This is a genomic window from Gordonia sp. IEGM753 (assembly GCF_050321825.1).
Lineage (GTDB): Bacteria > Pseudomonadota > Gammaproteobacteria > Pseudomonadales > Pseudomonadaceae > Aquipseudomonas.
In genome coordinates, this window is the sequence record NZ_JBNQGB010000005.1 from 172,787 (window position 1) to 193,239 (window position 20,453).

Annotated in this window: 32 protein-coding genes; 20 read left to right on the forward strand and 12 right to left on the reverse strand. The window is 57.4% G+C overall.

All coding sequences use genetic code 11. The features are described 5' to 3' along the window. Positions 1-20 precede the first annotated feature (20 nt). The 5 genes from ACQR3R_RS23055 to ACQR3R_RS23075 all read right to left on the reverse strand — a co-directional run bounded on the left by ACQR3R_RS23055 (position 21) and on the right by ACQR3R_RS23075 (position 3,485). Positions 21-494, reverse strand: a complete 474-nt coding sequence (locus tag ACQR3R_RS23055) for a hypothetical protein (RefSeq protein ID WP_428275684.1) — start codon at positions 492-494, stop codon at positions 21-23. Between the two features lie 229 nt (positions 495-723). Continuing rightward, positions 724-1,473 (reverse strand): hypothetical protein, encoded by a 750-nt coding sequence (locus ACQR3R_RS23060; protein WP_428275686.1) that lies wholly within the window; start codon positions 1,471-1,473, stop codon positions 724-726. 78 nt (positions 1,474-1,551) lie between these two features. Next, positions 1,552-2,157, reverse strand: coding sequence for a hypothetical protein (locus ACQR3R_RS23065; protein WP_428275688.1), 606 nt, complete (start codon positions 2,155-2,157; stop codon positions 1,552-1,554). Next, entirely contained in the window at positions 2,154-2,654 is a 501-nt protein-coding gene (locus ACQR3R_RS23070) for a DUF4406 domain-containing protein (protein WP_428275690.1), read from the reverse strand. The genes ACQR3R_RS23065 and ACQR3R_RS23070 overlap by 4 nt, the downstream gene beginning before the upstream one ends. Before the next feature lie 54 nt (positions 2,655-2,708). Continuing rightward, positions 2,709-3,485, reverse strand: a complete 777-nt coding sequence (locus ACQR3R_RS23075; protein WP_428275692.1) for a DUF7168 domain-containing protein — start codon at positions 3,483-3,485, stop codon at positions 2,709-2,711. Positions 3,486-3,529: 44 nt separating this feature from the next. Between ACQR3R_RS23075 and ACQR3R_RS23080 the strand changes: the two genes are divergently transcribed. After that, positions 3,530-4,165 (forward strand): hypothetical protein, encoded by a 636-nt coding sequence (locus tag ACQR3R_RS23080; protein ID WP_428275694.1) that lies wholly within the window; start codon positions 3,530-3,532, stop codon positions 4,163-4,165. Positions 4,166-4,183: 18 nt separating this feature from the next. Here the strand turns inward: ACQR3R_RS23080 and ACQR3R_RS23085 are convergent, their stop codons facing one another. Then, a complete protein-coding gene (locus ACQR3R_RS23085; protein ID WP_428275696.1) occupies positions 4,184-5,053 on the reverse strand; it encodes a hypothetical protein in 870 nt (289 codons plus the stop codon). A 98-nt stretch (positions 5,054-5,151) separates the two neighbouring features. On the opposite strand from ACQR3R_RS23085, the gene ACQR3R_RS23090 reads away from it, so the two are divergent. Then, positions 5,152-5,319, forward strand: coding sequence for a hypothetical protein (locus ACQR3R_RS23090; RefSeq protein WP_169899120.1), 168 nt, complete (start codon positions 5,152-5,154; stop codon positions 5,317-5,319). A gap of 6 nt (positions 5,320-5,325) precedes the next feature. On the opposite strand, the gene ACQR3R_RS23095 is transcribed toward ACQR3R_RS23090, so the two are convergent. After that, positions 5,326-5,928: a hypothetical protein gene (locus ACQR3R_RS23095; RefSeq protein ID WP_428275698.1), complete on the reverse strand. Its 603-nt coding sequence runs from the start codon at positions 5,926-5,928 to the stop codon at positions 5,326-5,328. 107 nt (positions 5,929-6,035) lie between these two features. On the opposite strand from ACQR3R_RS23095, the gene ACQR3R_RS23100 reads away from it, so the two are divergent. Continuing rightward, positions 6,036-6,278 (forward strand): hypothetical protein, encoded by a 243-nt coding sequence (locus ACQR3R_RS23100; RefSeq protein WP_428275700.1) that lies wholly within the window; start codon positions 6,036-6,038, stop codon positions 6,276-6,278. 21 nt (positions 6,279-6,299) lie between these two features. Here ACQR3R_RS23100 and yejK read toward each other — a convergent pair whose 3' ends face one another. From yejK to ACQR3R_RS23120, 4 genes are all read right to left on the reverse strand, one after another. Next, positions 6,300-7,307: a nucleoid-associated protein YejK gene (yejK, locus tag ACQR3R_RS23105; RefSeq protein ID WP_428275702.1), complete on the reverse strand. Its 1,008-nt coding sequence runs from the start codon at positions 7,305-7,307 to the stop codon at positions 6,300-6,302. Positions 7,308-7,693: 386 nt separating this feature from the next. After that, entirely contained in the window at positions 7,694-8,002 is a 309-nt protein-coding gene (locus ACQR3R_RS23110; protein WP_428275704.1) for a hypothetical protein, read from the reverse strand. An 84-nt stretch (positions 8,003-8,086) separates the two neighbouring features. Further along, positions 8,087-8,389, reverse strand: coding sequence for a hypothetical protein (locus tag ACQR3R_RS23115; RefSeq protein ID WP_428275706.1), 303 nt, complete (start codon positions 8,387-8,389; stop codon positions 8,087-8,089). Then, positions 8,386-8,670: a hypothetical protein gene (locus ACQR3R_RS23120; RefSeq protein ID WP_428275708.1), complete on the reverse strand. Its 285-nt coding sequence runs from the start codon at positions 8,668-8,670 to the stop codon at positions 8,386-8,388. Before ACQR3R_RS23120 ends, ACQR3R_RS23115 begins: the two co-directional genes overlap by 4 nt. A 1,033-nt stretch (positions 8,671-9,703) precedes the next feature. On the opposite strand from ACQR3R_RS23120, the gene ACQR3R_RS23125 reads away from it, so the two are divergent. Continuing rightward, positions 9,704-10,021: a DUF1654 domain-containing protein gene (locus ACQR3R_RS23125; protein ID WP_428275710.1), complete on the forward strand. Its 318-nt coding sequence runs from the start codon at positions 9,704-9,706 to the stop codon at positions 10,019-10,021. Between the two features lie 50 nt (positions 10,022-10,071). Here ACQR3R_RS23125 and ACQR3R_RS23130 read toward each other — a convergent pair whose 3' ends face one another. Continuing rightward, a complete protein-coding gene (locus ACQR3R_RS23130; RefSeq protein WP_428275712.1) occupies positions 10,072-10,920 on the reverse strand; it encodes a S24 family peptidase in 849 nt (282 codons plus the stop codon). A 96-nt stretch (positions 10,921-11,016) separates the two neighbouring features. Between ACQR3R_RS23130 and ACQR3R_RS23135 the strand changes: the two genes are divergently transcribed. From ACQR3R_RS23135 to ACQR3R_RS23210, 16 genes are all read left to right on the forward strand, one after another. Next, positions 11,017-11,238 (forward strand): Cro/CI family transcriptional regulator, encoded by a 222-nt coding sequence (locus tag ACQR3R_RS23135; RefSeq protein WP_428275714.1) that lies wholly within the window; start codon positions 11,017-11,019, stop codon positions 11,236-11,238. 86 nt (positions 11,239-11,324) lie between these two features. Beyond that, positions 11,325-11,747: a phage regulatory CII family protein gene (locus ACQR3R_RS23140; RefSeq protein ID WP_428275716.1), complete on the forward strand. Its 423-nt coding sequence runs from the start codon at positions 11,325-11,327 to the stop codon at positions 11,745-11,747. Between the two features lies 1 nt (position 11,748). Then, positions 11,749-12,027: a hypothetical protein gene (locus ACQR3R_RS23145; RefSeq protein ID WP_428275718.1), complete on the forward strand. Its 279-nt coding sequence runs from the start codon at positions 11,749-11,751 to the stop codon at positions 12,025-12,027. Continuing rightward, the gene (locus ACQR3R_RS23150) at positions 12,017-12,250 is read left to right on the forward strand and encodes a hypothetical protein (RefSeq protein WP_428275720.1); all 234 of its coding nucleotides are present in this window, start codon (positions 12,017-12,019) and stop codon (positions 12,248-12,250) included. Before ACQR3R_RS23145 ends, ACQR3R_RS23150 begins: the two co-directional genes overlap by 11 nt. Before the next feature lie 67 nt (positions 12,251-12,317). After that, entirely contained in the window at positions 12,318-12,539 is a 222-nt protein-coding gene (locus ACQR3R_RS23155; protein ID WP_428275722.1) for a hypothetical protein, read from the forward strand. Then, entirely contained in the window at positions 12,536-13,243 is a 708-nt protein-coding gene (locus ACQR3R_RS23160; protein WP_428275724.1) for a helix-turn-helix domain-containing protein, read from the forward strand. The genes ACQR3R_RS23155 and ACQR3R_RS23160 overlap by 4 nt, the downstream gene beginning before the upstream one ends. Further along, positions 13,236-14,615 carry a replicative DNA helicase gene (gene dnaB, locus ACQR3R_RS23165; RefSeq protein ID WP_428275726.1) on the forward strand — a complete coding sequence of 460 codons (1,380 nt, stop codon included), beginning with the start codon at positions 13,236-13,238 and terminating at the stop codon, positions 14,613-14,615. Before ACQR3R_RS23160 ends, dnaB begins: the two co-directional genes overlap by 8 nt. Further along, positions 14,615-14,824 carry a hypothetical protein gene (locus ACQR3R_RS23170; RefSeq protein ID WP_428275728.1) on the forward strand — a complete coding sequence of 70 codons (210 nt, stop codon included), beginning with the start codon at positions 14,615-14,617 and terminating at the stop codon, positions 14,822-14,824. Before dnaB ends, ACQR3R_RS23170 begins: the two co-directional genes overlap by 1 nt. After that, positions 14,821-16,116: a tyrosine-type recombinase/integrase gene (locus ACQR3R_RS23175; RefSeq protein WP_428275730.1), complete on the forward strand. Its 1,296-nt coding sequence runs from the start codon at positions 14,821-14,823 to the stop codon at positions 16,114-16,116. Before ACQR3R_RS23170 ends, ACQR3R_RS23175 begins: the two co-directional genes overlap by 4 nt. 2 nt (positions 16,117-16,118) lie before the next feature. Beyond that, entirely contained in the window at positions 16,119-16,529 is a 411-nt protein-coding gene (locus tag ACQR3R_RS23180; RefSeq protein ID WP_428275732.1) for a hypothetical protein, read from the forward strand. Beyond that, positions 16,526-16,855: a hypothetical protein gene (locus tag ACQR3R_RS23185; RefSeq protein ID WP_428275734.1), complete on the forward strand. Its 330-nt coding sequence runs from the start codon at positions 16,526-16,528 to the stop codon at positions 16,853-16,855. Before ACQR3R_RS23180 ends, ACQR3R_RS23185 begins: the two co-directional genes overlap by 4 nt. A gap of 3 nt (positions 16,856-16,858) precedes the next feature. Beyond that, complete coding sequence (locus tag ACQR3R_RS23190) at positions 16,859-17,212, forward strand: antiterminator Q family protein (RefSeq protein ID WP_428275736.1); 354 nt, start codon at positions 16,859-16,861, stop codon at positions 17,210-17,212. A 213-nt stretch (positions 17,213-17,425) separates the two neighbouring features. Next, on the forward strand, positions 17,426-17,758 hold the full coding sequence (locus ACQR3R_RS23195) for a phage holin, lambda family (protein ID WP_428275738.1): 333 nt from the start codon (positions 17,426-17,428) through the stop codon (positions 17,756-17,758). Between the two features lie 156 nt (positions 17,759-17,914). Next, a complete protein-coding gene (locus ACQR3R_RS23200) occupies positions 17,915-18,226 on the forward strand; it encodes an HNH endonuclease (protein ID WP_428275740.1) in 312 nt (103 codons plus the stop codon). Between the two features lie 124 nt (positions 18,227-18,350). Then, positions 18,351-18,758, forward strand: a complete 408-nt coding sequence (locus ACQR3R_RS23205) for a hypothetical protein (protein ID WP_428275742.1) — start codon at positions 18,351-18,353, stop codon at positions 18,756-18,758. Between the two features lie 2 nt (positions 18,759-18,760). Beyond that, a complete protein-coding gene (locus tag ACQR3R_RS23210; protein WP_428275744.1) occupies positions 18,761-20,452 on the forward strand; it encodes a terminase large subunit domain-containing protein in 1,692 nt (563 codons plus the stop codon). Position 20,453: the final 1 nt, after the last annotated feature.

Here is a 20,453-nt window from a genome sequence, read left to right on the forward strand (position 1 = left end):
GCGGCAGAAGGTGGGGAGGGTTAAACCGATTGCTTGGCGAGCAGCTCAGCGGTTGTCGCAATGGCACGCCCGACCTTGGCTGCTGGTAAATCTCGACCGGCTAAAGCGTCCATCAGGCAGCCGGAAACAAGATCCAGCGCCGACACCAATTCGGCGGTATTGGCGGACGACTCGCGACCGATATCCCAAAACCGTTGCGCCCAGTGACCTGTTGGCGGCGGGCAACGATCCTGCGCGCCAAAGGCCATGCTTCCGACAATCGAGTCGCACAGGTCGCGCTTATAGGCGTTGTCGCCATCGATGCTCAGGCCCGCTCGGCGCAGGGTGTTCAACACCTCGTCCAGATCGATGCCTTTATCCTTGAGCACGATGTCGAGCGTGGGTTTTCCAGGCTCGTAAACCACGAGCGCAAGCTTTGCGTCTGGCCACAGGTGTTCGCTGATGTTGACCAGGGCGTCGTTCGCGACTTCGTGAAAGCGTTCTGTTGCGGACATAGAGATTCCTCGCCCGCCGTTCACCGGCAGGCTGGTAGGTGGATTTTGTATATAAGTTGAGGTGTACGATGCGACGAAATGCGCGAGGCAAATCTTCGGGGTGGGCTATTGTTGAATCTTGCGTCTCATCAGTTGCCGTGTTCCTGTCCGGTTCATTCGGCGTCTGATGGGGCGGTTTCTATTTAGCGCGGCCCCGAGTAGACGAGCCAGGCCATGTAGGCGAGGGCGATCATGGCGTCACCCGCTTGAACTCGACGACCCATACCCATGGGTTGGCGTTCCACGATTCGGCGCCGCTCACCGACACCCACAGTTCACGCCAGGCATCGAAAGGGTCAGTCCAGCTGCCCGGGCCTGGTTCAGATTTGAAGGGGTGGAAAGCGTAATCACCGTCGCCCTGGTGGATTCGGTTGATACCTTCGGCGACGTAGCGGCTCTCGAAGGTTGTCTCGCCTTCGCCGGCCAGCAACCGCTCTACCCTTACCTCGGTGATCTCCAGCAGGATGCGGCTTGCCCAGCGCGGCATGTGGATAGATGGACGCCACGCGCCCTCATACAACATTTCCTCGGTATCCGGCTTCCAGTCCGCTTTCTCTGGGATATGCCAGAGCCCATATTCAGCAAGGGTGCAGGATGCACGGTAAATTCGCGCAGCCTCGCGCTCGTCTCCTTTCTGCAAACGCTCTTGCCAATCAACGCAAACGCCGTCTTCATTGCCGAGGAGGGCAAACGTCTCGCGCACCCACAGCCGGTCGCCTGGTTGGCCGAATGGGCAGAAGTCGTTGTAGTACCCGATGCTATTCGGGTGCAGCGGGCCTTCGGTCGGCAGCTCGTGGCACTCGCCGAGTTGAACGCCGTAACCGATGTTCTTCAGCGCTCGCTCATTCAGTGCTCGGCGGGTGACCGTCTTCCGGCCTTCCAGGATGGCGCGCACCATCGGGGCCGAGAACAAGATCGGCCGTTCCTTAATCTCAGACATGGGAATCCTTTGCCGCTATAGCGGCTGACTTTGAAGGGGGAGGGAGTTACAGAGGGGTGGAGTACAGATGTACTCCTGTCAGGATTCGGCTGACTCGGTCAGTGTTTCGCCTTGGTCCTGCGGGTCGCGGTGGTCAGGCTTGGCCCATATGGCGATCACCTTTCGCCCGTCGCCCTTGAAGCTCGATAGCCACGGACCCTCCATGCGCTCGTACGAAATGCTCAGCGGGCAGGACCTGACCTGCTTGCCATCCTTGAAGTCAGGGATGCGCAGCATGGCGTGGGTTTCCATATCCGGGTCCAGCGTCTGGAGCTGCCGGATCAATTGGCGCACTGTCTTCGGCGCGGCCCAGTTCACGGGTTCATGCTCATGCCTGGTCAGTTCTTCAATCCGACGCTCTGCCGCCTGAGCATTATCGAAGTGCGACCGCCGTGATTGCTCAAGGGTATGCAGCTGCTCATCACGGTCGTTCAGTAGCAGCTGCAGGGCGTCACGCTCGGCGGTGACCCGATCTAGGTCGGCGCGGTTTATCAGCTCGATGTATACGTCATGGAAGTCGGTCACCAGGCGTTGCTGAAGTTCTTCGATCAGCTTCGATGCGGGCTGGATATCGTTTTCGCCTAGCTCGGTTGCGTCGAATGCGCCACCGAGCACGAGGATTGCCAGTGTTTGTATGTCGCTCATCCCGCAATCTCCATCGATACCAGATCATGGGCATTCACAACCGGCATGTTCAGCTCGCGAGCGATGTGCACTTCGAGCCGTGCGCCCTTTGAGTTTTCCCAGCCAGGCAAAACTGCGACGATTCCGCACAAGCCCAAGCGCGTGAGGTCATAAGCCATGTAGTCACGCCATTCGGCATCCTCGACGACGCCGTGCTCAGCCGGGTTCTCGACGATGTAGCCACGTGCGCGCAGCTCGGCGGCCACCTTGTTGAAGGCGGGAAAATTGAAGTCTTCGAAGCCGGTCATGGGCCCGGCCAGGTACAGGCGGTTTGCGCGGGATCTAGCGAGAGTTACACCAGGCGTTACAAAGGCTTTGATCCGGTCCACAGCCCGATCAATTGGCCCCTGGACGAATGGAGGTGGCGGCTCGTTTGCTGGCGGGGTTGTCCGTGTGACGGCTGCGATCATTCCCATCAGGGACTCGGTGACGACTGTACGAATGTTTTCTGTGGGCATGGGGCGTCCTATGCCGGGTCATGCCCGGGCGGTGAGTCGTTGAAGGTTGTCGGATCAGGCGGAGAGCGCCAGCAAGTCATCACCCGCCCTTGCAAGGCCGGCATGCAGGTCTACATTTTGCCCGGCGAGCATGCCGGCGATCTGCGCATTCAGGTCCAGATCCAGAGGGCTCTGTTTGCGGGCCTTACCAATCTGCTTATCCGACAGGTAGTGCTCGATCAGCGCCTTGTCTTGGGCTGCCACGGTAACCAGGTCGGTGCCATTGCTGTGCAAAGGCAGGGCTTGGTCCGTCTCACCTTTCGGCACCAGCTCCTCCAGCTTTCGCCATACCTCGCTAGCCCACGCAACGGCGAAATGATCGCCAGCGGTGTCAGGTGAATAGTTACTGCGGAACCTGCCGGCACGCACGCCTGCCACGTACTTCTTGCGTGCCTGGGTCAGCTTCGCCAGCAGGGTTTCATAGGCGTAGAGAGCTATATGGTGAGCCGGCGCCACTCCGACGAACGCTGCTCGCTCCACGCGGCGCTCTTTGATCTTGCACCAATGGGTATGCCGCAGTGTTTTGCATCCGAAGGCTTTTGCTACGGCGGCGCTCAGGGTGCGATCCCAAACCGGCCGGCGGGTGGCGCGAGACATAGACGACTCGACCTCACCCACGTCGCTGAGCTTCACGTCCATTTCGGTCAGTCGGTACTCACGCATCAACGCCTGCGCTTGGCGAAGAGCTGTGGCCGCTTCGTTCTCGTTCGAGCTTTGCGCGAGTGCCAAGCAGTGCTTGATCTTGCGGATCGCTCGCTCGAGTTTCTTTTCGTCGATCTGTTGTGCGGACATAGGGGATCCTCGCCGGTATAGTTCCGGCAAAAAAGGAGGGGGTTATGAGTGTGATTCTGAAAAAAATATGGAGCTTCTGGTTTCTGATAGTCTCTACGGCCATTGCGGCTCTAATGGTGGCGATTTATTACTATCGATTAACTTTCGGCGGTGGATTTTCACCTGAGGCCGGCGATTGGTCTGCTTTCGGAGGATACATCGGCGGCGTTTTCGGGCCACTTGTTTCGTTTCTCACACTGCTCGCGGTTCTAAAGACCGTGTACTTGCAAAGAGAGCTGTTGGATGCGCAAGCTGGTGAGTTCATAAAACTTGAACAGCATCAAAAACTGGCCACGTTTAAGCTTGATGAGCAGATAGCAATTGCGAAGTCCGAACTGGAAGTCTCTAAAGTGCAAGCGTATCTTTCTACTCAGCTTGAGTTGCTTGAAACGCTAAGGGACCATTTCCGGAGGGAGGCCGACGGGATGGGGCAAGCCGCAATCAGACTTCTTGAGATCGATAATTTCCGGGCCACTCATTCAAAATTGGCAGAGGAGCCATTAATGAAGAAGGAGGCTGCTGAGAAAAAGATATCCGATTTGATCGCGCTTTCACTCGAACTTTCAGTCAAGACTTACGATACCGTTGATGAGATTATAAAAGTGAGCGGTCCGAAGATGTTGGAAATCATCTATAGATAAATTTTAAGTGGTCGCGGATTAATCTCCACAGAAACAGTCGATGTCGTCAGCGAGATAATCGAAATCAAAGTCGGTCTGCCTGGATCGCTGCTCGGCAGACCAGCCCATCGTTTTGTAGTCAGCGCGATCCTGCCTAAACACTTGGCCGAACCGTTCCTCATTGCCTGACCACCAGGCCACCCGCGACGGGTCATCCATGATGGTCTTGATCAGCTTGCCTTCGTTCTTCTTCCAGCACAGGTCGCAGTTGCCGAAGTCGGAGTTCATGCCGAGGTCGAATGGTCGCGCCGCCCAGAATTCGGCAACATCTTCCTTGGTGACGCCGGCGGTATAGGACGGGCAGACATTATCCCAACGGGTGCCGCCGCGATCGTTGGCGGCCATCATGCGATGGTAACGCTTCGGTTCGTCGTAACGGATGCCGACCACGCAGTCCCATTCTGTGTAGCCCAGGGCACGCATGTGTTTCTCGCCGATCTTCACTTTGAGGTATGCGGTGCACATGTTGTTCGAGAAGTTCGGCAGCACCGGCGGCAGGTTCTTTTCTGCCTTCCGATACGCCGCGTAATACTCAAGCATCATCGTGAATGGCTCGCCATTGCGGCTGGCGGTTTCGAAGTCAACCAATCTGTACCAGGGAGCGTCGTCCGGCTGGCCGTACACGCGGCACCACTCCATCCAGACTATGTTCACGTTCCAGCGCTTCGCGATCTGGTCGATGAAGATCAGCGTTTCCCCGCGCTCTTTGCCGGTGTTCTGGAAGAACAGGTGCACATCAGTCGGAAGGGTGCCGCCATGGGCTTCGAGGATTTTGTAGACCATGTGCCCGCTGGTGCGACCACCACTGATGCCGATCTGGGCCGGACCCGTGATCAGATAGGGATTCATAGCTGCTCCAGACAGCCGACTACCTCGCCGGCTGGCGCGATTCGTTGAAGTGGGGTATTTGTGTTCGGCCCGGCACGGAGCCGGATTAAGGAGCGGTAATGAAAGTTGAAATCGAGAAGCACGACGGATCGAAATACACCTACAGTGATGTTGATCATGTTCAGGACAAGGATCAGTACAAACTCGTATTGGTTAAGGATGGGAAAATCCTTGCCATTGAAAACAAAGGCGATATTAAAAATCTGCATACGGTAGAGCCGGCGTAAGCCCTACTATTCCGTGACCCGATCGCCAATTACTTTCGTCGTGAAAGTCACGGAATACTCAGTAGCTAGCTCGAACAAGCCTTTGCAGGTGTCGCACTCCATGTTCTTGTCGCCGTAGTCCTCGGTTTCAATGTGGATCACGGTGGCGCAGTGCGGGCATTTGCATTCGTCTAGGTTGCGATAATCCCACTCGTCATAGTCGGTCTCGGCGACCTTGGCCAGCGCTGCGGCTTTCGCAACGGCGTCTTCTGCGTCCTGGCAAGGTTTGCAGGTGAAGCCGTCAGGATGGCCCCACGGTGTTTCCGTGAGCTTCGAGCGGTGGGTGCCGCACAGGCGGCAAACGTTGTGCTTATCGCACACCGAGTAGCTGTACTTCTCACCGGTTCCGTTGCACTTGGCGCAACCAGAAACCCAGTACCAGGCGCCATCGATTCGCTCGGCGTACAGGCCGTTTTCCGGGGGGCGCAGGCTGACTTCAGGCAGGTCAGTAGTGGTACGGTGAAATCTGTGATGATCCGCCCCGTTCCACACGTTGAGGCTGCCGTTACGCTGGCGCTGGGTCCACTCACCCGGAATCTCCGCTATCAGGATCTTGGTGTTTTTGTCCATGGATTATCTCCAGTCAGGCCCGCCCTCCGTGACCGGTGGTGGCGTGAATTGTGTTTGTGGGCTATTGCTTGATGGTCCGGCATAAGGACTGGACCAAGGAGCAGCGCATGAGTGAAGGTTGGCCTCCCTATGTCCACGCCTATCGAGAAGAACACTTACTGATCTCATTTTCGGTGAGGGGGAAATACCAGAGGATTTTCATCTCTCCAGACCAGCAGCCCAGCAGGCCTGCTGATAATCAGGTGGTCGTGTACGACGTCATTTTCGGAAGCTGGGCGACGTACGATGACGCACTTCAGTCGGGAATAAAGGCAGCCGAGAAGTTTGTCGACGATCACTGGGTGACTTAAGCCGTAAAAGGTGAGGTTTGGTCAGGCAGATGCGCGCTTGAGTTGGTCGGTTAGCTGGGTTGGCAAACCGCGCAAAGTCAGCGTGCCGCCGGCTTCGTCGAAATCAATCTTGTGGCCAAGCAGGTGCGCCTCGAAGCTGATCGACATACCCTCGGCCCGGCCCGTGAAACGCCGAAATTTGTTGAGGGTCTTTTTGTCGGCCGGGATAGATTCCGATAATCCGTAATCTTTGGCGCGAATGAATTCGGCGAATTGCTTCGGCTGGTCTTCATCGATCAACTCTGACAACTCGTCGAGGGTAATAGGTTCCCCCAGCTTGGCCTGGGCAAATGAGTAGCTGACGAGCGTGTGAATCTTCTCGCGGGCTAAATCCTCACCCAGATCTTCGCTTTCAACAAAATCGCTGAATGCTTTGAGAAGCGTGCGGGTTTCGCCCGGACCGTCGACACCTTCCTGACATCCGATGAAGTCGCGGAAGTAGTCGTTTGCCTTACGGCCATTCTTGCCTTTGATGAACGAGATGTATTGGCGCGATGCCGGGTTGCTCCTCCACTCGCTGAGGTTGATCCGGGCCGCGAGATTGATGTGATCAAGATCCAGGCGCCGTACCGGCATCAGTGTCAGCCCGTCAGTCATGATCACCGCTTCGGTTTCCTGCAGCAGGGCGATGGCTAGGTATTCAGTCAGACCTTGCTGATAGTGGCAGAACAGCGCATTACCACCCTCCGACAGGTTGGATTCTTCCATCAGCTTGGTCAGGTGTTCGACGGCACCACCGCTGAAGCTCACGAAATCATCGGCACCGGCCAGGTACTTGCTGAGCCAGCCACTGAGTGGGAAGGCACCCGATTCTGCATGAAATAAACCCCAGGCCTTTCCGGTCTTCGCGTTGTAGCTTTCGTTGAGATGGCTCATCAGGTCGTCGCGAGCCTGACTTTCGATCAGCTCAGCGTTCCCGTAATGCAGGATGGCCGGGGTGCCGTCGGGCTTTTTGTCGATCTTGTGGATGATGCTGTGGAGAACAGGCATTACGGTTACCTCGGGTTGGCGCCGCCCTCCGTGACCGGATGCGACAAGTAGTGGCAATTAGACATTATTTTTCAATGCGGGTATGGTGTCGCCAAATTTTGTGCCGGCAATGGATCGCGGTAATGACGACAACACCTGTAAACGTTATGGAAAGAGAAACGTTCTTAAGCCACGAGATTCGGGTTGGCGCATTCGGGCACGTAAGAACGGAGCCGAACGAACTTCAAACTCATTACACCGCTCAGATTTCGATTTGGGCAGAAGGGGTTGAGATTAGAGAGGCTAAACAAGCTCCTGCGATTCGCTTTCTGTCGGAAGAAGATGCGATTCAGTTTGGATTCGAGATTGGCCGAATGGTTGTCACCCAGCGTCGTAAATCAAAAGCTTCAAATCTGATGGTTTGTGTTCGCGAATTCTTCAAGCTGCCGCGACTGCTTTTCCGTAATTAGAATTTCAGGTCGCGACATGTTGGCGAATCGACCGGATTCATAGGCAGTTGCGCCAGCGAGATTTATCAGGAAAGTCGATACCGTCTCTTGCCATTCTTCGAATTCATGACGCTCGCCCAGCACCTGAAGTGCATCAGCGAGCGCCTTCGACACAATCAGCGTTCGCTTCTCGGCGCCGATCCGGTCGAGCAGGGCCTTCTCCTTGGCTCGCTTGTCCTTTTGCAATTCCGCGTTGCTCTTGGCCATGGCCTGCCTCTTCAATTCCGTGGGCCGGTATATCCAGCCATGTCTGTCGTCGGCGCTGGCGCACCTGGTTGCTGAGGCGCTTCATCATTTGAACTTGAAGCCGTTCTCGCGGGCGATTAGCCGGGCTCGCTTGTGATCAATCCCAACTGTTTCAGCCGCCTTGTTCAGCGATACTCCGTTGTCGGCCAGCTTCTTCAGTTCGGGCGCAATCTTGTCCCGCACCGCCCGGAGCTTGTTCGTGTGCGAGGTGCCGAACATCGACACTTCAGCGCTGACGCCGCTGGCGATTTCCTGAACTGTTTTGCCGGCGCCAAAGCAGTGTTCCAGCTTCTGGTTCAGATCCGCGATGATCGAGTCACGCGGGTTGGGCATTGGAACGCCGATCATTTGCCCCAGCCCTCGATGTTCACCTTCTTGCCATCAGCCTGGGCTTCAAGGATCTGCGCGCAGTTGATCGCAGCCTTCCAGCTGAAACGAATACCCTTAACCTTGCCGGTTGAGCGCTCAACGATCCGGTAAATGTGTTCGCTGACACTGATTACTTGGAAGCGCACCTGCTGCACGGGCAACTCCTTGCCGCACGCGGCGTAAATGGCGGACATTTCCAAATGGCTACGGGCGTGCATTGCGGCAACCCCGTCGGCGCGCTGCTGCATTGATGGGTGCATTGCTTGTTCCTCGGTTGGTTGCGTGTATTCGTCAGCACTCGGCCGTCCTGCTGGTTGCCGTTGGGCGCAGGGGAGAGTGCTGACGGATAAAGGCGAGGCAAAAGAAAGGCCCGTGGACGTTCGGGCCTTTCACAGATGCAGGTTTTTGGGTTTTGGTCGGTTACATGGCTGCCAATCCTCCGTCTGTTCGCTCACTGGGTTGGCAGTGGCCACCGGGCGGTTATAGGCCGCAGTTTCGTCCGCATCGGGGAAGCCTCTGATCGCTTTCTCTTGTCGCCAGGTTGCGGCTTCCGGTTGCCACACCGGTTATGTTTGCTCGGGCATACAGAGGACATTGCGCAGAGGCTTCCCCGATGCGGCCTGGTGCTGGGGAGTACCAGGTGCTCGGGCCGTCTCTCCGGCTGTCGTCCAAGGCTCGGCATGGATCCGCCCGTAACCCGCTGCTGATTGCAGGCCGTAGGTCGTCATTGGTTGGGCGTTGCGCTTCCTCCCCGTCACCTCAATCAGCATCTGTAGGTGTCGGATCACAGGTCCTTACAACATGCACGCTGCAGCGCGATGTGCCCGACTGAGTGGGGCAGGGTGCATGAGGTCCGGCGTTCCCAGCCGAAGCTATCGGGACCGCTAATTTTTGATTCTTCCCATTGCCGCCGGGATGGCGGGGCGCATTGCTTGCCGGGTCATTCACACGGTTTTGGCGTTTCACCATCGAGCAGCCGTCCAGGTTGTTCCTGTCGTTGGCAGGCTTTCGGGCCTGTCTGCTCGCCGGTCGCCGGTAGAGGCAATGCGGTCTGTTATTTGTTGCGCTGACTTTTAAAGAGCGGCGAGGCTGGTTGCTCCCCTTCGCTGCGGTTTGTCGCTGCGATGAATGAACGATAAGCCAATGCCTAATTTGTGTAAATAGGTAATGCCTAATTATTTTCGAATTTCTTCTCCGACCAAAGTCATCAGGTGAAGGGATTGCATTTCCGAACTGAGACGTTAAGCTTCGCCTAACCTGTATGGATATACAGCCTTTAATAAGGAGGTGTTTATGGCGCAGCAAGGCAACAAGAAGAGTTCAGGGCCGGCGACTATCAGCCCTATGGAGCGACTTACCATGCGCGTGTCTTCGATGATCAATCACCCGATCGCCCAGGAAAGGCGCGAGGTCAGGATTCATCGGCTGGACACGGACGGGGAGAGGGAGTGGAACGAGATCGTAACTGCGATCTCAGAGGCGGACGGGATCGACCTGACACACCATCATGAAGATGCGTCGATTACACTGAGGTGGGAGCCTTCGGAGGATGAAGAAAAGCCCGCACAGGCGGCGGAGCCATTCGATGCAGAGGAGCCGGCACCTTTCTGACGGGCACAAAAAAGCCCGCTCAAGTGGCGGGCTTCTAAATACATCGCGGCTCAGACCAAATTCCCATTCCACACGAACAGTACGCGCGCCTGGATGTAGGTCTCGTCAATGAAGATATCCTCGGTCTTATGCTTGCGGTTGTCCGAGATCATCTTGAGCTTGTCCTTACCCTTCATCTGCAGGCGCTTGATGTACTGGAAGCCCTGGTACGAGAAGTAGTAAATCCCGTCGCCGATGAATTCCTTAATGCTGATGTCGACCAGGCACGGGTCGCCATGCTTGATAGTCGGTGTCATCGACTGACCCCAGCCGGTGATCACCTTCAAGTGATAGTGCTCTTTGAAATCGACGCCCATTGATCGGAGATGGGAAGGGCTGATGCGAATGTCCTGAAGCAATTCTGGGTAGTCGTGCGCAACCTCGCCGCCACCGAGCGCGCCTCGCACGTCATAGTGAGCAATCCAAACCTCGTCTCCGACTTTGCCTGGCTTGTAGCCATCGCTCACCAGCACTTCGACAGTGCCCTCAGGCTCATTGCCCTCAGCAACAGCCAGCAGCTTCTGAAGGCGCTCTTCGCCCAGAGTCTTGCCTGCCAGCATCTCGCGAAGTTTGTCGGCCGCAGTGCTTGAGTTTGTTGGAGAAGCAGGCAGGTTGCCTGCGGCGCCATCGTGGCGCTCGTAAGAGAAGCCGGGTCGCATTCCCCAGTGGTCCGGGCCTACTACATCAGCGAAATAGGCGATCACGTCCATTAGCTTGGACTTGTCGATCCTGCCGTTTTTCACCCAGCCCTGTATCGACGGAGGCTTCACGGCGAAGTCGTCTGCGAGTTGTTTTTTCGATACGCCCTTGGCGATGCGCGCGGCATCGATGGCGGCGCCTAATTCCGGTCCAGTAAGCATTGCCTAATTTAGCCTTTCGCTAGGCCAGTTAGGCAATGGCTTGTTTGAGATAAGGTAATGCCTTATATTCACCGTTACATCTCCAGGAGAGAAATCATGAAACCAGCAGAAGCAGCCAAAGAAGCATCCCGCTTGCTCGGCAGCCAAGCGGAAATGGCGCGTCGTCTGCGGGTTGCGGCGCCAACCGTCCATCAATGGTGCTCAGGCGAACGGGCTGTTCCAGCGAAACGCGCAGTGGAAATCGAGGCGCTGACTGGGGGGCGAATCAAAAAGTCCGATCTTTGCCCCGCTTTTCCTTGGGCTGAATTGGTGGCCTGAGCGGCCAGAAGTCACTTCGACCCTTGGGAAACATTTTGCAATGCGTAGTGGCACGCAGCCACATAAACAAATTTGAGGTTTTACGGATGCACGATTTTCTGAAGGCCTGCGACAGCGTGGTTGACGAAGCCAACACCAAGAATCTCGCGACCCTGATGAACATGCCCCCTGTGAGCCTGCTTCAGCGTGCCAACGCGAACTACGACGGAGCTTGGTTCAACGTCAAGCACCTGTACGCACTGATGCTGCACACGGAGGACATGCGCCCATTGGCCGCCCTGGCTGGGGAGTTCGGCTACTCGATCATGAAGACGGATCTTCCAATGGCGCTCGACATTCACCAAGCGCTCGGCCGCGCCACGCTGGAATTCGCTGAGGTCACTGTCGAGACGCACGCCGCGATGGCTGATGGTCGCGTCGACCAAGTGGAGCGCGCCCGGATTTTGAAAGAGATCGCTCACGCGGAGCATGCGCTGGCGCAACTGAAAGCTTCAGTGAAGGCGGCCTGACATGGTCGACGGACTGCTCGTTGCTTTCGCCGCCTTCGGCATTGGAGGGTTCGTCTTCGCGATGGGGATGCTTGTAGCGCGCTCAGGGAAATCGGGGATCTCCACGTTCCCTTTCAGCCACGTGAGCTTTGACCGCGCGACTAGCAATGAGCAGCGCCTGTCGCTTCTGGATGAAGCCCGTCAAGCAGTACTCGATGGTCGCTTAAGCCAATCCAATCAGCTTCAGGATTATCGCCCCACCGACAAGGCTCGCCAGCCAGGGAGCAACTTTGAAGATTAAACCTTTCCTTCGCTCCCAGAAGTCCCGCAACGGCGGCCTATCAAAACCCATCATCAAAACCATGGGCGAGTCATGGACGTACGGTTTCAGATCCCAATGCTTCGCCTTCCAGCGCTTAAAAGCCTCTTTGATTTTCTTCATGCCGGGTCTCCATGACCGTCGTTTCGTGTGGAAGCAAAACGATATCACGGTAGCGCCCGGCACCTATCCGAAGGCCGCCTGAATTGCAGGCACAAAAAAGCCGGTGGCTAGACCGGCTTCTTCACAACACCAACACTTCAGGGGTCATTATGAACACGATCACCACTCCCCGCAATACCGACCATGTCGCGACACTTTTCATCAATTCGCAAAACGTGTCGCAACCTCGTACCACTCATCAATCCGCCGCCATGCATGCCGCACTACTGGTTCGCTGCCAGTACTCCCGCGAGTCGAAATCTCAATTTCGCCGAGAGTGTCTTGATCATCTGAAGGCGTCTCTTGCACCGGAAAAGAAGGCATCAGCATGAGCACCATAATCATGAGCTTGTGCTGGCCGCTTCAGGGCATGAGCGGGCCGCAAAAGGCAGTGCTGATCTCGTTGGCTGACAACGCAAACGATGAGGGCGTTTGCTGGCCATCCGTTGCACGTATTGCGGAACGTACCTGCCTGGCTGAAAGGACTGTCCAGACCGCTATCAAATGGCTGGGTCAGGTTGGGCTTTTGTCTGTCCGTGAACGGATGGGCCGCTCGACGATGTACACATTAACCCCGGCAGCATATGCACCCCCGCAAGAGTCGCACCCCGCACCAGATGCACCATCACCCCCGCAGCTCACGACAGAAACCCCCGCAGCAGCCGCACCCAGAACCGTAATAGAACCATCAAGTGAACCGTCACCTCTTGTTGGAGATGAGCAACCGTCGAAGATTTCGAAGCCGAAGTGCCCAACCCAGGCAATCGTCGATTTGTTCAACTCGACGATTCCTGAGTTTCCTCGAGTCGTGATGTTGACCAAGGATCGGATCGCCAAGATCAACGCCCGCTGGAATGAGAGCGACGTGCACCAAGATCTCGGCTTCTGGGCTGAGTATTTCGCTCAGGTGCGTTCGAGCAAATTCCTGATGGGGGAGGTGGCCGCCGCTGGTGGCAGTCCTTTCCGTTGCAACTTCGATTGGCTGATCGCGCCGAGCAATTTCGTCAAGGTCGTAGAGGGCAATTACAATGCGTGACCCCTACAACATCGAGGCTGAACACGGCCTGCTGGGCGCGATGATGCAGCGCCCGGAGCTGATCGACTCCCTCAGCGATGATCTGTCCGCCGAATCGTTCTACTTCCCGGAAAACGCCGAGGTGTACCGGGGGATCATGGCGGTCCGCTCTGCGGGCAAGTCCGTCGACTTCCTCACCGTGGGTGATCAGGTTGGCACCTTGCCGGATGGCAGCCCGGCCTTTGCCTACTGTGCCGAAATTGTCAACGGCACGCCCAGCATTGCCAGTGCCAAGACCTACGCCACTATCGTTCGCGAGCGGGCCATTGAGCGGTCCTTGTTTGACCTTGGCACCCAAGCAATGGACATCGCGCACGGCGATCAAGACGTCCAAGCGAAAATTGCCGCCGTCCAGGCTGCGGCCATGGCCATCGACTGCGGTTCGGGTGATGACGACATCGTCAAAGTCGGTGATGTGCTGATCGCCCAGCTGGAGGTGTGGCAGGAGCGTCATGATCGTCATGCTCGCGGCGAAACACTGATCGGTTTGTCGACCGGCCTACGCGATCTGGACGAGAAAATCGGCGGTCTGCAACCCGACCACCTGTACATCGTTGCGGGGCGCCCCGCGATGGGCAAGACCACGCTAGCGATGGGCTTTATCGTCGATGCGGCCGTACGACAAAACAAGTCATCGCTCGTTATCAGCCTGGAGATGAACAAGGGCCAGCTGCTAGATCGGGCCGTGGCTTCAGAGGGGCGTATTCCGCTCACCTTGGTGAAGAACGGAACGGCGTGCCAGAGCCACGGCACGGAACTCGCCGCCGCGGCTGGCGTGCTGCGGCGCGCCCCGTTTTACATCGCCGACCGCGCCGGCTCGTCGATTGGGCGCATTCGTTCGTTAGCTCGCCGCCACAAGCTGCGTTACGGCCTCGACCTGCTGATGATCGATTACCTGCAGCTGCTGGAAGGCGAGGGCGGCAACAGGACCGAAGAGGTCAGCAGCATCAGTCGTGGTTGCAAGCTGCTCGCCAAGGAGTTGGGCATTCCCGTCGTGCTGCTGAGCCAGCTTTCCCGCAAATGCGAAGAGCGCCCCAACAAGCGGCCAATCCCCTCGGACTTGAGGGAGTCGGGCGCTATTGAGCAGGACGCCGATGTGATCTTGTTCGTGTATCGCGACGAGGTCTATCACGAAAACACTGAAGCCGAGGGCATTGCCGAAATCATCATCGGCAAGGGGCGGGACATCGAGATGGGCACCGTCCGCACCGCGTTTCTTGGTCAGTACAACCGCTTTGAAAACCTTGCTGCCGGGTGGAAGCCAGAGCCGGTCGAGCAGCCGGAGAAGGTCACCAGCCTGGCCAACCGTTACCGAAAAAAGGAAACGTTCTGATGGACTTCAAGCGACTTGCTGTTCCCGAGCCGTCCACCTATCGCTTCGCGGTGTTTTGCTGCTCATTCAAAATGGATTTGAGCAGTACGCCCGACCATGCCTTGGCGCTGTTCGCTGACGAGGCTATGGCCAATCGGTATGGCGCTTGGATGTGGCCAACAACTTTCGAAGTGGTGGATCGCTTCGCCCAACCGGAGGCGACCGATTGAACGCTTTGATTAAAACATTGACCGTAAAGCTGTCGGACGCCGAGATTCAGCGCAACGCCAAGCTCGAGCATGTGCGTGACCTGCGTGATGCGAGTCACCCGGCATTGCACTTCCGTTATGCGAAGAATCGAGCGCGCGGTTCCTGGTACTTGCTAAGCAAACGCAAGTGGCATCGAATCGGCGCCTTCCCCGACCTTTCCACCAAGCAGGTGGTTGCCGCTTTACCGGCGGTGCGCTTGCGGGTTTCGGCTGATGGCGCTGCCAGCGTGTCGGGCTGGGTGACTGTCGGCGAACTGCTGGACTGGTTTGGCGACCGCATGGCCCGCTCTCGCGCACTCTCGGCCAAGCGGCGTTCGGCAGGTAAGTCGGCCATCAGTTGCCAGCTCAAACCGCGCCTGGATGACCTGCTGATCCGCGACGTCAATGCGCAAACCCTGGACAAGTTGCTGATGTGGCCGGCTCAGGAAGAGTTGTCGTTGTCGTATGTACAGCAGCTGTATCGCCTGCTCGCGGTCGCTTTTCGTCAGGCGCGCAAGCTCGATCTGATCCCAACCAACCCGATGGCTGAACTCAAGTTCATCAACTTCACGACGGCCCGCATCCTGCCCAAGGCCGCCCGCTTGCGTGACGTCCAGTTGCCCGACCTGGTGGAGCAACTGACCGAGCGTTTTGCGAGCGTACCGGGTGACGCAATGCTGGCCCTGATGATGTTGTGTCACGGCACCCGCATCGGCGAAACCCGGCAATCACGCTGGGCTGATATCGCACTGCCTGAACGTGAGTGGTTCCTGCCGGCCGAACACACCAAGAGCAAGACCGAGCTTCGGGTGCCGCTGACTGACCAGGTGTGTGCGTTGCTGCGCCGATACCGTGACCTTCAGACCAGCAGTGGATACGAAGGTCCATTCCTGTTCCCGTCGCGTCGAGGTAAGGCGCTGAGCGAGAACCAGGCCAGCGCAGTGTTCACCCGGCTGGGGCAGGGTGCATGGACAAGCCACGACCTGCGCAAGGTAGCTCGCACTGCATGGACTGACCTCGGCGTCGACGGACACATCGGCGAGATGCTGCTCAACCATTCGCTGGGCAAGATCGCTTCGACCTACATCAACACCCAGGCCAAAGAACAACGTCGGCTGGCTTTGGTGAAGTGGCACAACTGGTTAGATGAGCGCGGCTTCAAGGCGATCCACCAGCAGACAGACGTTAGATATGAAGAATCGCAAGACCTTGTATCCGCCTTGAATAGCGTGGCCTGCGAGTCAATTCCGCAATTTGTTAAGGGCGAGGTTTAAAAATGGACAATCAAGCACAAATGCTCGACCTGGCCGAACTCAAGCGACTGGCTGAGGCGGCGACTCCTGGTGTGTGGGAGCGAGCCGATGGGTGTGAATGCAGCGTGTCTGAGTCGGGTGATGAAGCCTACTGGTCTTGGGAGCAGGCAGGACCAGCACAGGTTCATGGATCCGGCAATCAGCCCGTGGCGGACGCAGACTTCATTGCAGCTGCAAGGCCTGCCGTGGTCCTAGCGTTGATCGCCGATAACACGCGCCTTGCTGATTGCGCTCATCGCCGTCGAGCTGAATGCACTGCGATGGGCGATGCGCTGACCGAAATCCTGAGAGTTACAAGGCTCGGCGATGCAGCATTCGGTATTGCTTGCCTCGTCCTTGGTGAGCTGAGTTCCCCCGAAGGAGAGCGACAATGATCGAACGGATTCAGAAGTCACACGGCCCAAGATTCCGCGCCGACCAGCTGGACCTGGCTAGGTGCTCGGCATGCCGTGGTCGCGCGGTGATCAAGGGCGTCTTTCACGAGTTGGCCTGCGTGCAGTGCAACGCCTCGGGCTGGGTCGCCGCTGAAACCGGTGAGGCACTGCCGCTGGAGGTGCTAGTCACGCAACTGAGCATTCGCCTGCAGGCCGTTGAACACCAGATCGCACAATTCAACCGCTTCAAGCCTGCCGGTACTGAAGCGCAGTACGAACGAAACAACCGTCGCGGCGCCGGCGGCACCAACTTCACAGGGGATTGAATCATGGCCTTCACACCCAGCTTTAAAGAACGTACCGCCGAGGATCTGCTTGAACATTGGGGCCGCTGGGTTGTACTGGGCTCTGGCGTGTCGTGCTGCGCGTCCCGAGAGAACACCATCCTTTCGCCAATGATCACCGACGACGACGCCCTGATGATCGATGGTCTGATGGGCCGACTGCTCAAGCGCTACCCGGAATGTGGCCAGGTGCTGATGAAGTACTACACCACTCGCGACAGCTCGATGATGGAGGTCGGCAAGAAACTGGGCTTTGGTGAAGAGAAGACTCGGCAGCTATGGAAGGCGGGAATCGCCTGGATCGATGGGGCTTTAGATATTCGTCGGCAAGCTGCTTGACAGGACCGGGGCCGAGCTATAGATTTCAGTTACTTTGCGGTTTTTCCGCGAGCAAAGCCCGACCCTAGAGTTGGGCTTTTTGCTTTCTACAGTTCACAGAGCCTCGGCATTTGCCGGGGCTTTTTCGTTTTCGGCTCCACCACACCCATTGCTCCGAGCTGGGAGTGCTGCTGGAGCCGGATCAATTCACTCCCCTAAAGGGAGGATGCCGAGATGTCAGACATGCCAGACAAACCAGACACATGGGCGATAGCGCTTGCGTGGTTGAGCCAGCATTCGCCAATCCTCTATGCGGCTGCTCTGTCCTGCGCCATGGCGGTTCTGCGCATCACTTACGGCGGTGGCACCAGGCGTCAAATGCTGGTGGAAGGCGCGATTTGTGGCGGTCTCACGCTGACCATCATCAGTGGCCTGGACTTCTTCGGCTTACCCCAAAGCATGGCCACTTTCGCGGGCGGCTGGGTTGGCTTCTTGGGTGTGGAGAAGATCCGCAACATCGCCGACAGAGTGACTGACTTCAAGTTGCCCAGCCGCAAAGCTGAATAGTCCGCGACACGTTTCGCGAATCAACAAATTGTGTCGCGACACGCGACGAGGAATCACCATGGAACGCGCCTCAATGTGGATCGTGCTGGTGTTCGTTGCAGGCATCGCAGTGGGTAGCAAGATGGTTGGTGGCTGGTAGTGTCGAGGCTCAAGACCTTGGGTAGCAGAGTCGCGACCCAAGGCAATCGATTGGTAACGGCAGCGCCAACCTCATGGCGTACCGGCAAGACCACATCGGGTCAGCGTGGCTATAACTACGAATGGCAGAAGGCACGCGTCGTGCACCTCAATGACAACCCGCTCTGTGTGTACTGCCAGCGTGAGGGAAGGGTGACGGCGGCCAACACGGTCGACCACGTCATCCCGCACCGAGGCGACATGACGCTGTTCTGGGATCGATCCAACTGGATGAGTCTGTGCAGCACGTGCCACTCATCGAAGAAGCAACGCGAAGAGCGCCAGCTCTGACCAGAATGATAGAAATTCTCGTTCAGGGGAGGGGGGGACCAAAATATGGCGGTTTCGAGGTCACTAGACCACCACTTGTCTCACGCGCAGATTATTTCCCCCTTTTGAAAAAGGAATTCAGCAAATGGCAGGCGTCAAAGGCAAGAGCGGGGGCGCGCGCCCCAACTCTGGCGGCGCTCGGCCGGGCGCTGGTCGGAAAAAGAAGGTCGAACAGGAATCAGCAAATTCCTCTGCGGTGTCTGTGGAGTTCGAGGCGCAGCCTCACGGTGGCGCACTGAAGCGCGAAAAGGCGGTTCCGGTCCCGGCTCCCGAGATGGACATGCTTGCCCTGTTGACCAAGATTGCCCTTGGCCAGCTTGATGCGAGCTCTATACAGGTCAGGGCGGCCATTGCCGCAGTTCAATACACCCACGTCAAAAAGGCGGATGGCGGCAAGAAGGACGAACAGCAAAAAGCGGCCGAGCAGGCTGCTGGAAAGTTCTCCAGGCAGGCCCCACCCAAATTAGTCGCAACGAACGGTAAGCAGGTTTAATTATGGAATGGTCGACAGCATGCCCCGACTGGGAGCGGCGGTTGATCGCTCGCGAATCGATTATCCCGCCGCCGATCTTCGTGGAGGAAGCTGAGCGAGCCCTGCAGATCTTCAAAGAGCTTCGCGTCCCGGATCTACCAGGCAAGCCACGGATGGCTGATTGTTGCGACGACTGGGTGTTCAACTTTGTTCGCTGCATCTTCGGGGCCTACGATGCTGAGACCGGCAAGCAGCTGATACGAGAGTTCGGCCTTCTCATCAGCAAGAAGAACACGAAGAGCACCATCGCCGCCGGCATCATGCTCACCGCATTGATCCTCTGCTGGCGTGAGGAAGAAGAGCATCTGATTCTGGCCCCTACGCGAGAGGTCGCTGACAACGCATTCAAGCCAGCAGCGGCAATGGTCCGGGCCGACGCAGAACTGTCGGCGATGTTTCACATCCAGGATCACATAAGGACCATCACAGACCGCACCACTCGTAACTCATTGAAGGTCGTTGCGGCCGATACGGATACCGTGTCAGGCAAGAAGTCGGGCAAAGTTTTGGTCGATGAGCTATGGGTCTTCGGCAAGCGATCCAACGCCGAATCCATGTTCATGGAAGCGCTTGGCGGTCAGATCTCTCGCGAAGAGGGATGGGTCATCTTTCTGACAACCCAAAGTGACGACCCCCCTGCCGGCGTGTTCAAGGAGAAGCTGAGCTACTGGCGGAATGTGCGTGACAGCAAGATCCTCGACCGCAAAACGCTGGGCATCTTGTACGAATTTCCCTTGCAGATGATTGAGGACAAGGCGTACCTGAGGCCGGAAAACTTCTACATCACCAACCCCAACATGGGTCGCTCGGTTAGCGCTGAGTGGCTGGGAGACGAGCTCAAGAAGAAGCAGGGCGCATCCGACGGCACTCTTCAGCAGTTTCTGGCCAAGCATCTCAACATCGAGATAGGCCTGAATCTACGATCAGATCGGTGGGCCGGCGCTGAATTTTGGGAGGCTCAGGCGGCACCGGAAGGCCTGACCTTCGAGCAACTAATTGACCGATCCGAGGTTGTCGACGTTGGCATCGATGGCGGCGGCCTGGATGACTTGCTCGGCTTCGCCGCTGCTGGCCGCGACAAGCTCACACGGCAATGGCTGGTATGGACGCACGCCTGGGCCCACCCGTCAGTTTTGGAACGCCGCAAAAGCGAAGCGCCACGCTTTCGAGACTTCGCCGGCAATGGTGATTTGACCTTGGTGGAGACCATCGGTGACGACGTGCAGGACGTTGCTGAGCTGGTAGCCAGAGTCGAGGCCGCCGGGTTGCTCGACAAGGTCGGAGTCGACCCCTCGGGTATCGGCGCCATTCTTGATGCCCTGGCCGAGGCCGGCATTCCTGAAGAGAAGATCATCGGCATCAGCCAAGGCTGGAAGCTGAACGGGGCAATCAAGACCACTGAGCGAAAGCTTGCCGAGGGCGGCCTGGTCCATGGCGGCCAACCAATGATGGCTTGGTGTTGCGGCAATGCCCGAGTGGTGCCAGCCGGCAACGCAATCTTGATCACCAAGCAGGCGTCGGGCCTGGCGAAGATCGACCCATTGATGGCGGCCTTCAACGCCATCTCGCTGCTGTCGCTCAACCCCCAAGCCCAAAGTGGGCTCGACAATTACCTGGCCGATGGATTCTTCGGACTCATCGGCTCGAACTCATAGG

What these genes read in the sequence shown, in the direction of transcription:
- ACQR3R_RS23055 (WP_428275684.1), bottom strand. Translation starts at nt 494, where the DNA reads ATGTCCGCAACAGAACGCTTTCACGAAGTCGCGAACGACGCCCTGGTC.
- ACQR3R_RS23060 (WP_428275686.1), bottom strand. Translation starts at nt 1,473, where the DNA reads ATGTCTGAGATTAAGGAACGGCCGATCTTGTTCTCGGCCCCGATGGTG.
- ACQR3R_RS23065 (WP_428275688.1), bottom strand. Translation starts at nt 2,157, where the DNA reads ATGAGCGACATACAAACACTGGCAATCCTCGTGCTCGGTGGCGCATTC.
- ACQR3R_RS23070 (WP_428275690.1), bottom strand. Translation starts at nt 2,654, where the DNA reads ATGCCCACAGAAAACATTCGTACAGTCGTCACCGAGTCCCTGATGGGA.
- ACQR3R_RS23075 (WP_428275692.1), bottom strand. Translation starts at nt 3,485, where the DNA reads ATGTCCGCACAACAGATCGACGAAAAGAAACTCGAGCGAGCGATCCGC.
- ACQR3R_RS23080 (WP_428275694.1), top strand. Translation starts at nt 3,530, where the DNA reads ATGAGTGTGATTCTGAAAAAAATATGGAGCTTCTGGTTTCTGATAGTC.
- ACQR3R_RS23085 (WP_428275696.1), bottom strand. Translation starts at nt 5,053, where the DNA reads ATGAATCCCTATCTGATCACGGGTCCGGCCCAGATCGGCATCAGTGGT.
- ACQR3R_RS23090 (WP_169899120.1), top strand. Translation starts at nt 5,152, where the DNA reads ATGAAAGTTGAAATCGAGAAGCACGACGGATCGAAATACACCTACAGT.
- ACQR3R_RS23095 (WP_428275698.1), bottom strand. Translation starts at nt 5,928, where the DNA reads ATGGACAAAAACACCAAGATCCTGATAGCGGAGATTCCGGGTGAGTGG.
- ACQR3R_RS23100 (WP_428275700.1), top strand. Translation starts at nt 6,036, where the DNA reads ATGAGTGAAGGTTGGCCTCCCTATGTCCACGCCTATCGAGAAGAACAC.
- yejK (WP_428275702.1), bottom strand. Translation starts at nt 7,307, where the DNA reads ATGCCTGTTCTCCACAGCATCATCCACAAGATCGACAAAAAGCCCGAC.
- ACQR3R_RS23110 (WP_428275704.1), bottom strand. Translation starts at nt 8,002, where the DNA reads ATGGCCAAGAGCAACGCGGAATTGCAAAAGGACAAGCGAGCCAAGGAG.
- ACQR3R_RS23115 (WP_428275706.1), bottom strand. Translation starts at nt 8,389, where the DNA reads ATGATCGGCGTTCCAATGCCCAACCCGCGTGACTCGATCATCGCGGAT.
- ACQR3R_RS23120 (WP_428275708.1), bottom strand. Translation starts at nt 8,670, where the DNA reads ATGCACCCATCAATGCAGCAGCGCGCCGACGGGGTTGCCGCAATGCAC.
- ACQR3R_RS23125 (WP_428275710.1), top strand. Translation starts at nt 9,704, where the DNA reads ATGGCGCAGCAAGGCAACAAGAAGAGTTCAGGGCCGGCGACTATCAGC.
- ACQR3R_RS23130 (WP_428275712.1), bottom strand. Translation starts at nt 10,920, where the DNA reads ATGCTTACTGGACCGGAATTAGGCGCCGCCATCGATGCCGCGCGCATC.
- ACQR3R_RS23135 (WP_428275714.1), top strand. Translation starts at nt 11,017, where the DNA reads ATGAAACCAGCAGAAGCAGCCAAAGAAGCATCCCGCTTGCTCGGCAGC.
- ACQR3R_RS23140 (WP_428275716.1), top strand. Translation starts at nt 11,325, where the DNA reads ATGCACGATTTTCTGAAGGCCTGCGACAGCGTGGTTGACGAAGCCAAC.
- ACQR3R_RS23145 (WP_428275718.1), top strand. Translation starts at nt 11,749, where the DNA reads ATGGTCGACGGACTGCTCGTTGCTTTCGCCGCCTTCGGCATTGGAGGG.
- ACQR3R_RS23155 (WP_428275722.1), top strand. Translation starts at nt 12,318, where the DNA reads ATGAACACGATCACCACTCCCCGCAATACCGACCATGTCGCGACACTT.
- ACQR3R_RS23160 (WP_428275724.1), top strand. Translation starts at nt 12,536, where the DNA reads ATGAGCACCATAATCATGAGCTTGTGCTGGCCGCTTCAGGGCATGAGC.
- dnaB (WP_428275726.1), top strand. Translation starts at nt 13,236, where the DNA reads ATGCGTGACCCCTACAACATCGAGGCTGAACACGGCCTGCTGGGCGCG.
- ACQR3R_RS23170 (WP_428275728.1), top strand. Translation starts at nt 14,615, where the DNA reads ATGGACTTCAAGCGACTTGCTGTTCCCGAGCCGTCCACCTATCGCTTC.
- ACQR3R_RS23180 (WP_428275732.1), top strand. Translation starts at nt 16,119, where the DNA reads ATGGACAATCAAGCACAAATGCTCGACCTGGCCGAACTCAAGCGACTG.
- ACQR3R_RS23185 (WP_428275734.1), top strand. Translation starts at nt 16,526, where the DNA reads ATGATCGAACGGATTCAGAAGTCACACGGCCCAAGATTCCGCGCCGAC.
- ACQR3R_RS23190 (WP_428275736.1), top strand. Translation starts at nt 16,859, where the DNA reads ATGGCCTTCACACCCAGCTTTAAAGAACGTACCGCCGAGGATCTGCTT.
- ACQR3R_RS23195 (WP_428275738.1), top strand. Translation starts at nt 17,426, where the DNA reads ATGTCAGACATGCCAGACAAACCAGACACATGGGCGATAGCGCTTGCG.
- ACQR3R_RS23205 (WP_428275742.1), top strand. Translation starts at nt 18,351, where the DNA reads ATGGCAGGCGTCAAAGGCAAGAGCGGGGGCGCGCGCCCCAACTCTGGC.
- ACQR3R_RS23210 (WP_428275744.1), top strand. Translation starts at nt 18,761, where the DNA reads ATGGAATGGTCGACAGCATGCCCCGACTGGGAGCGGCGGTTGATCGCT.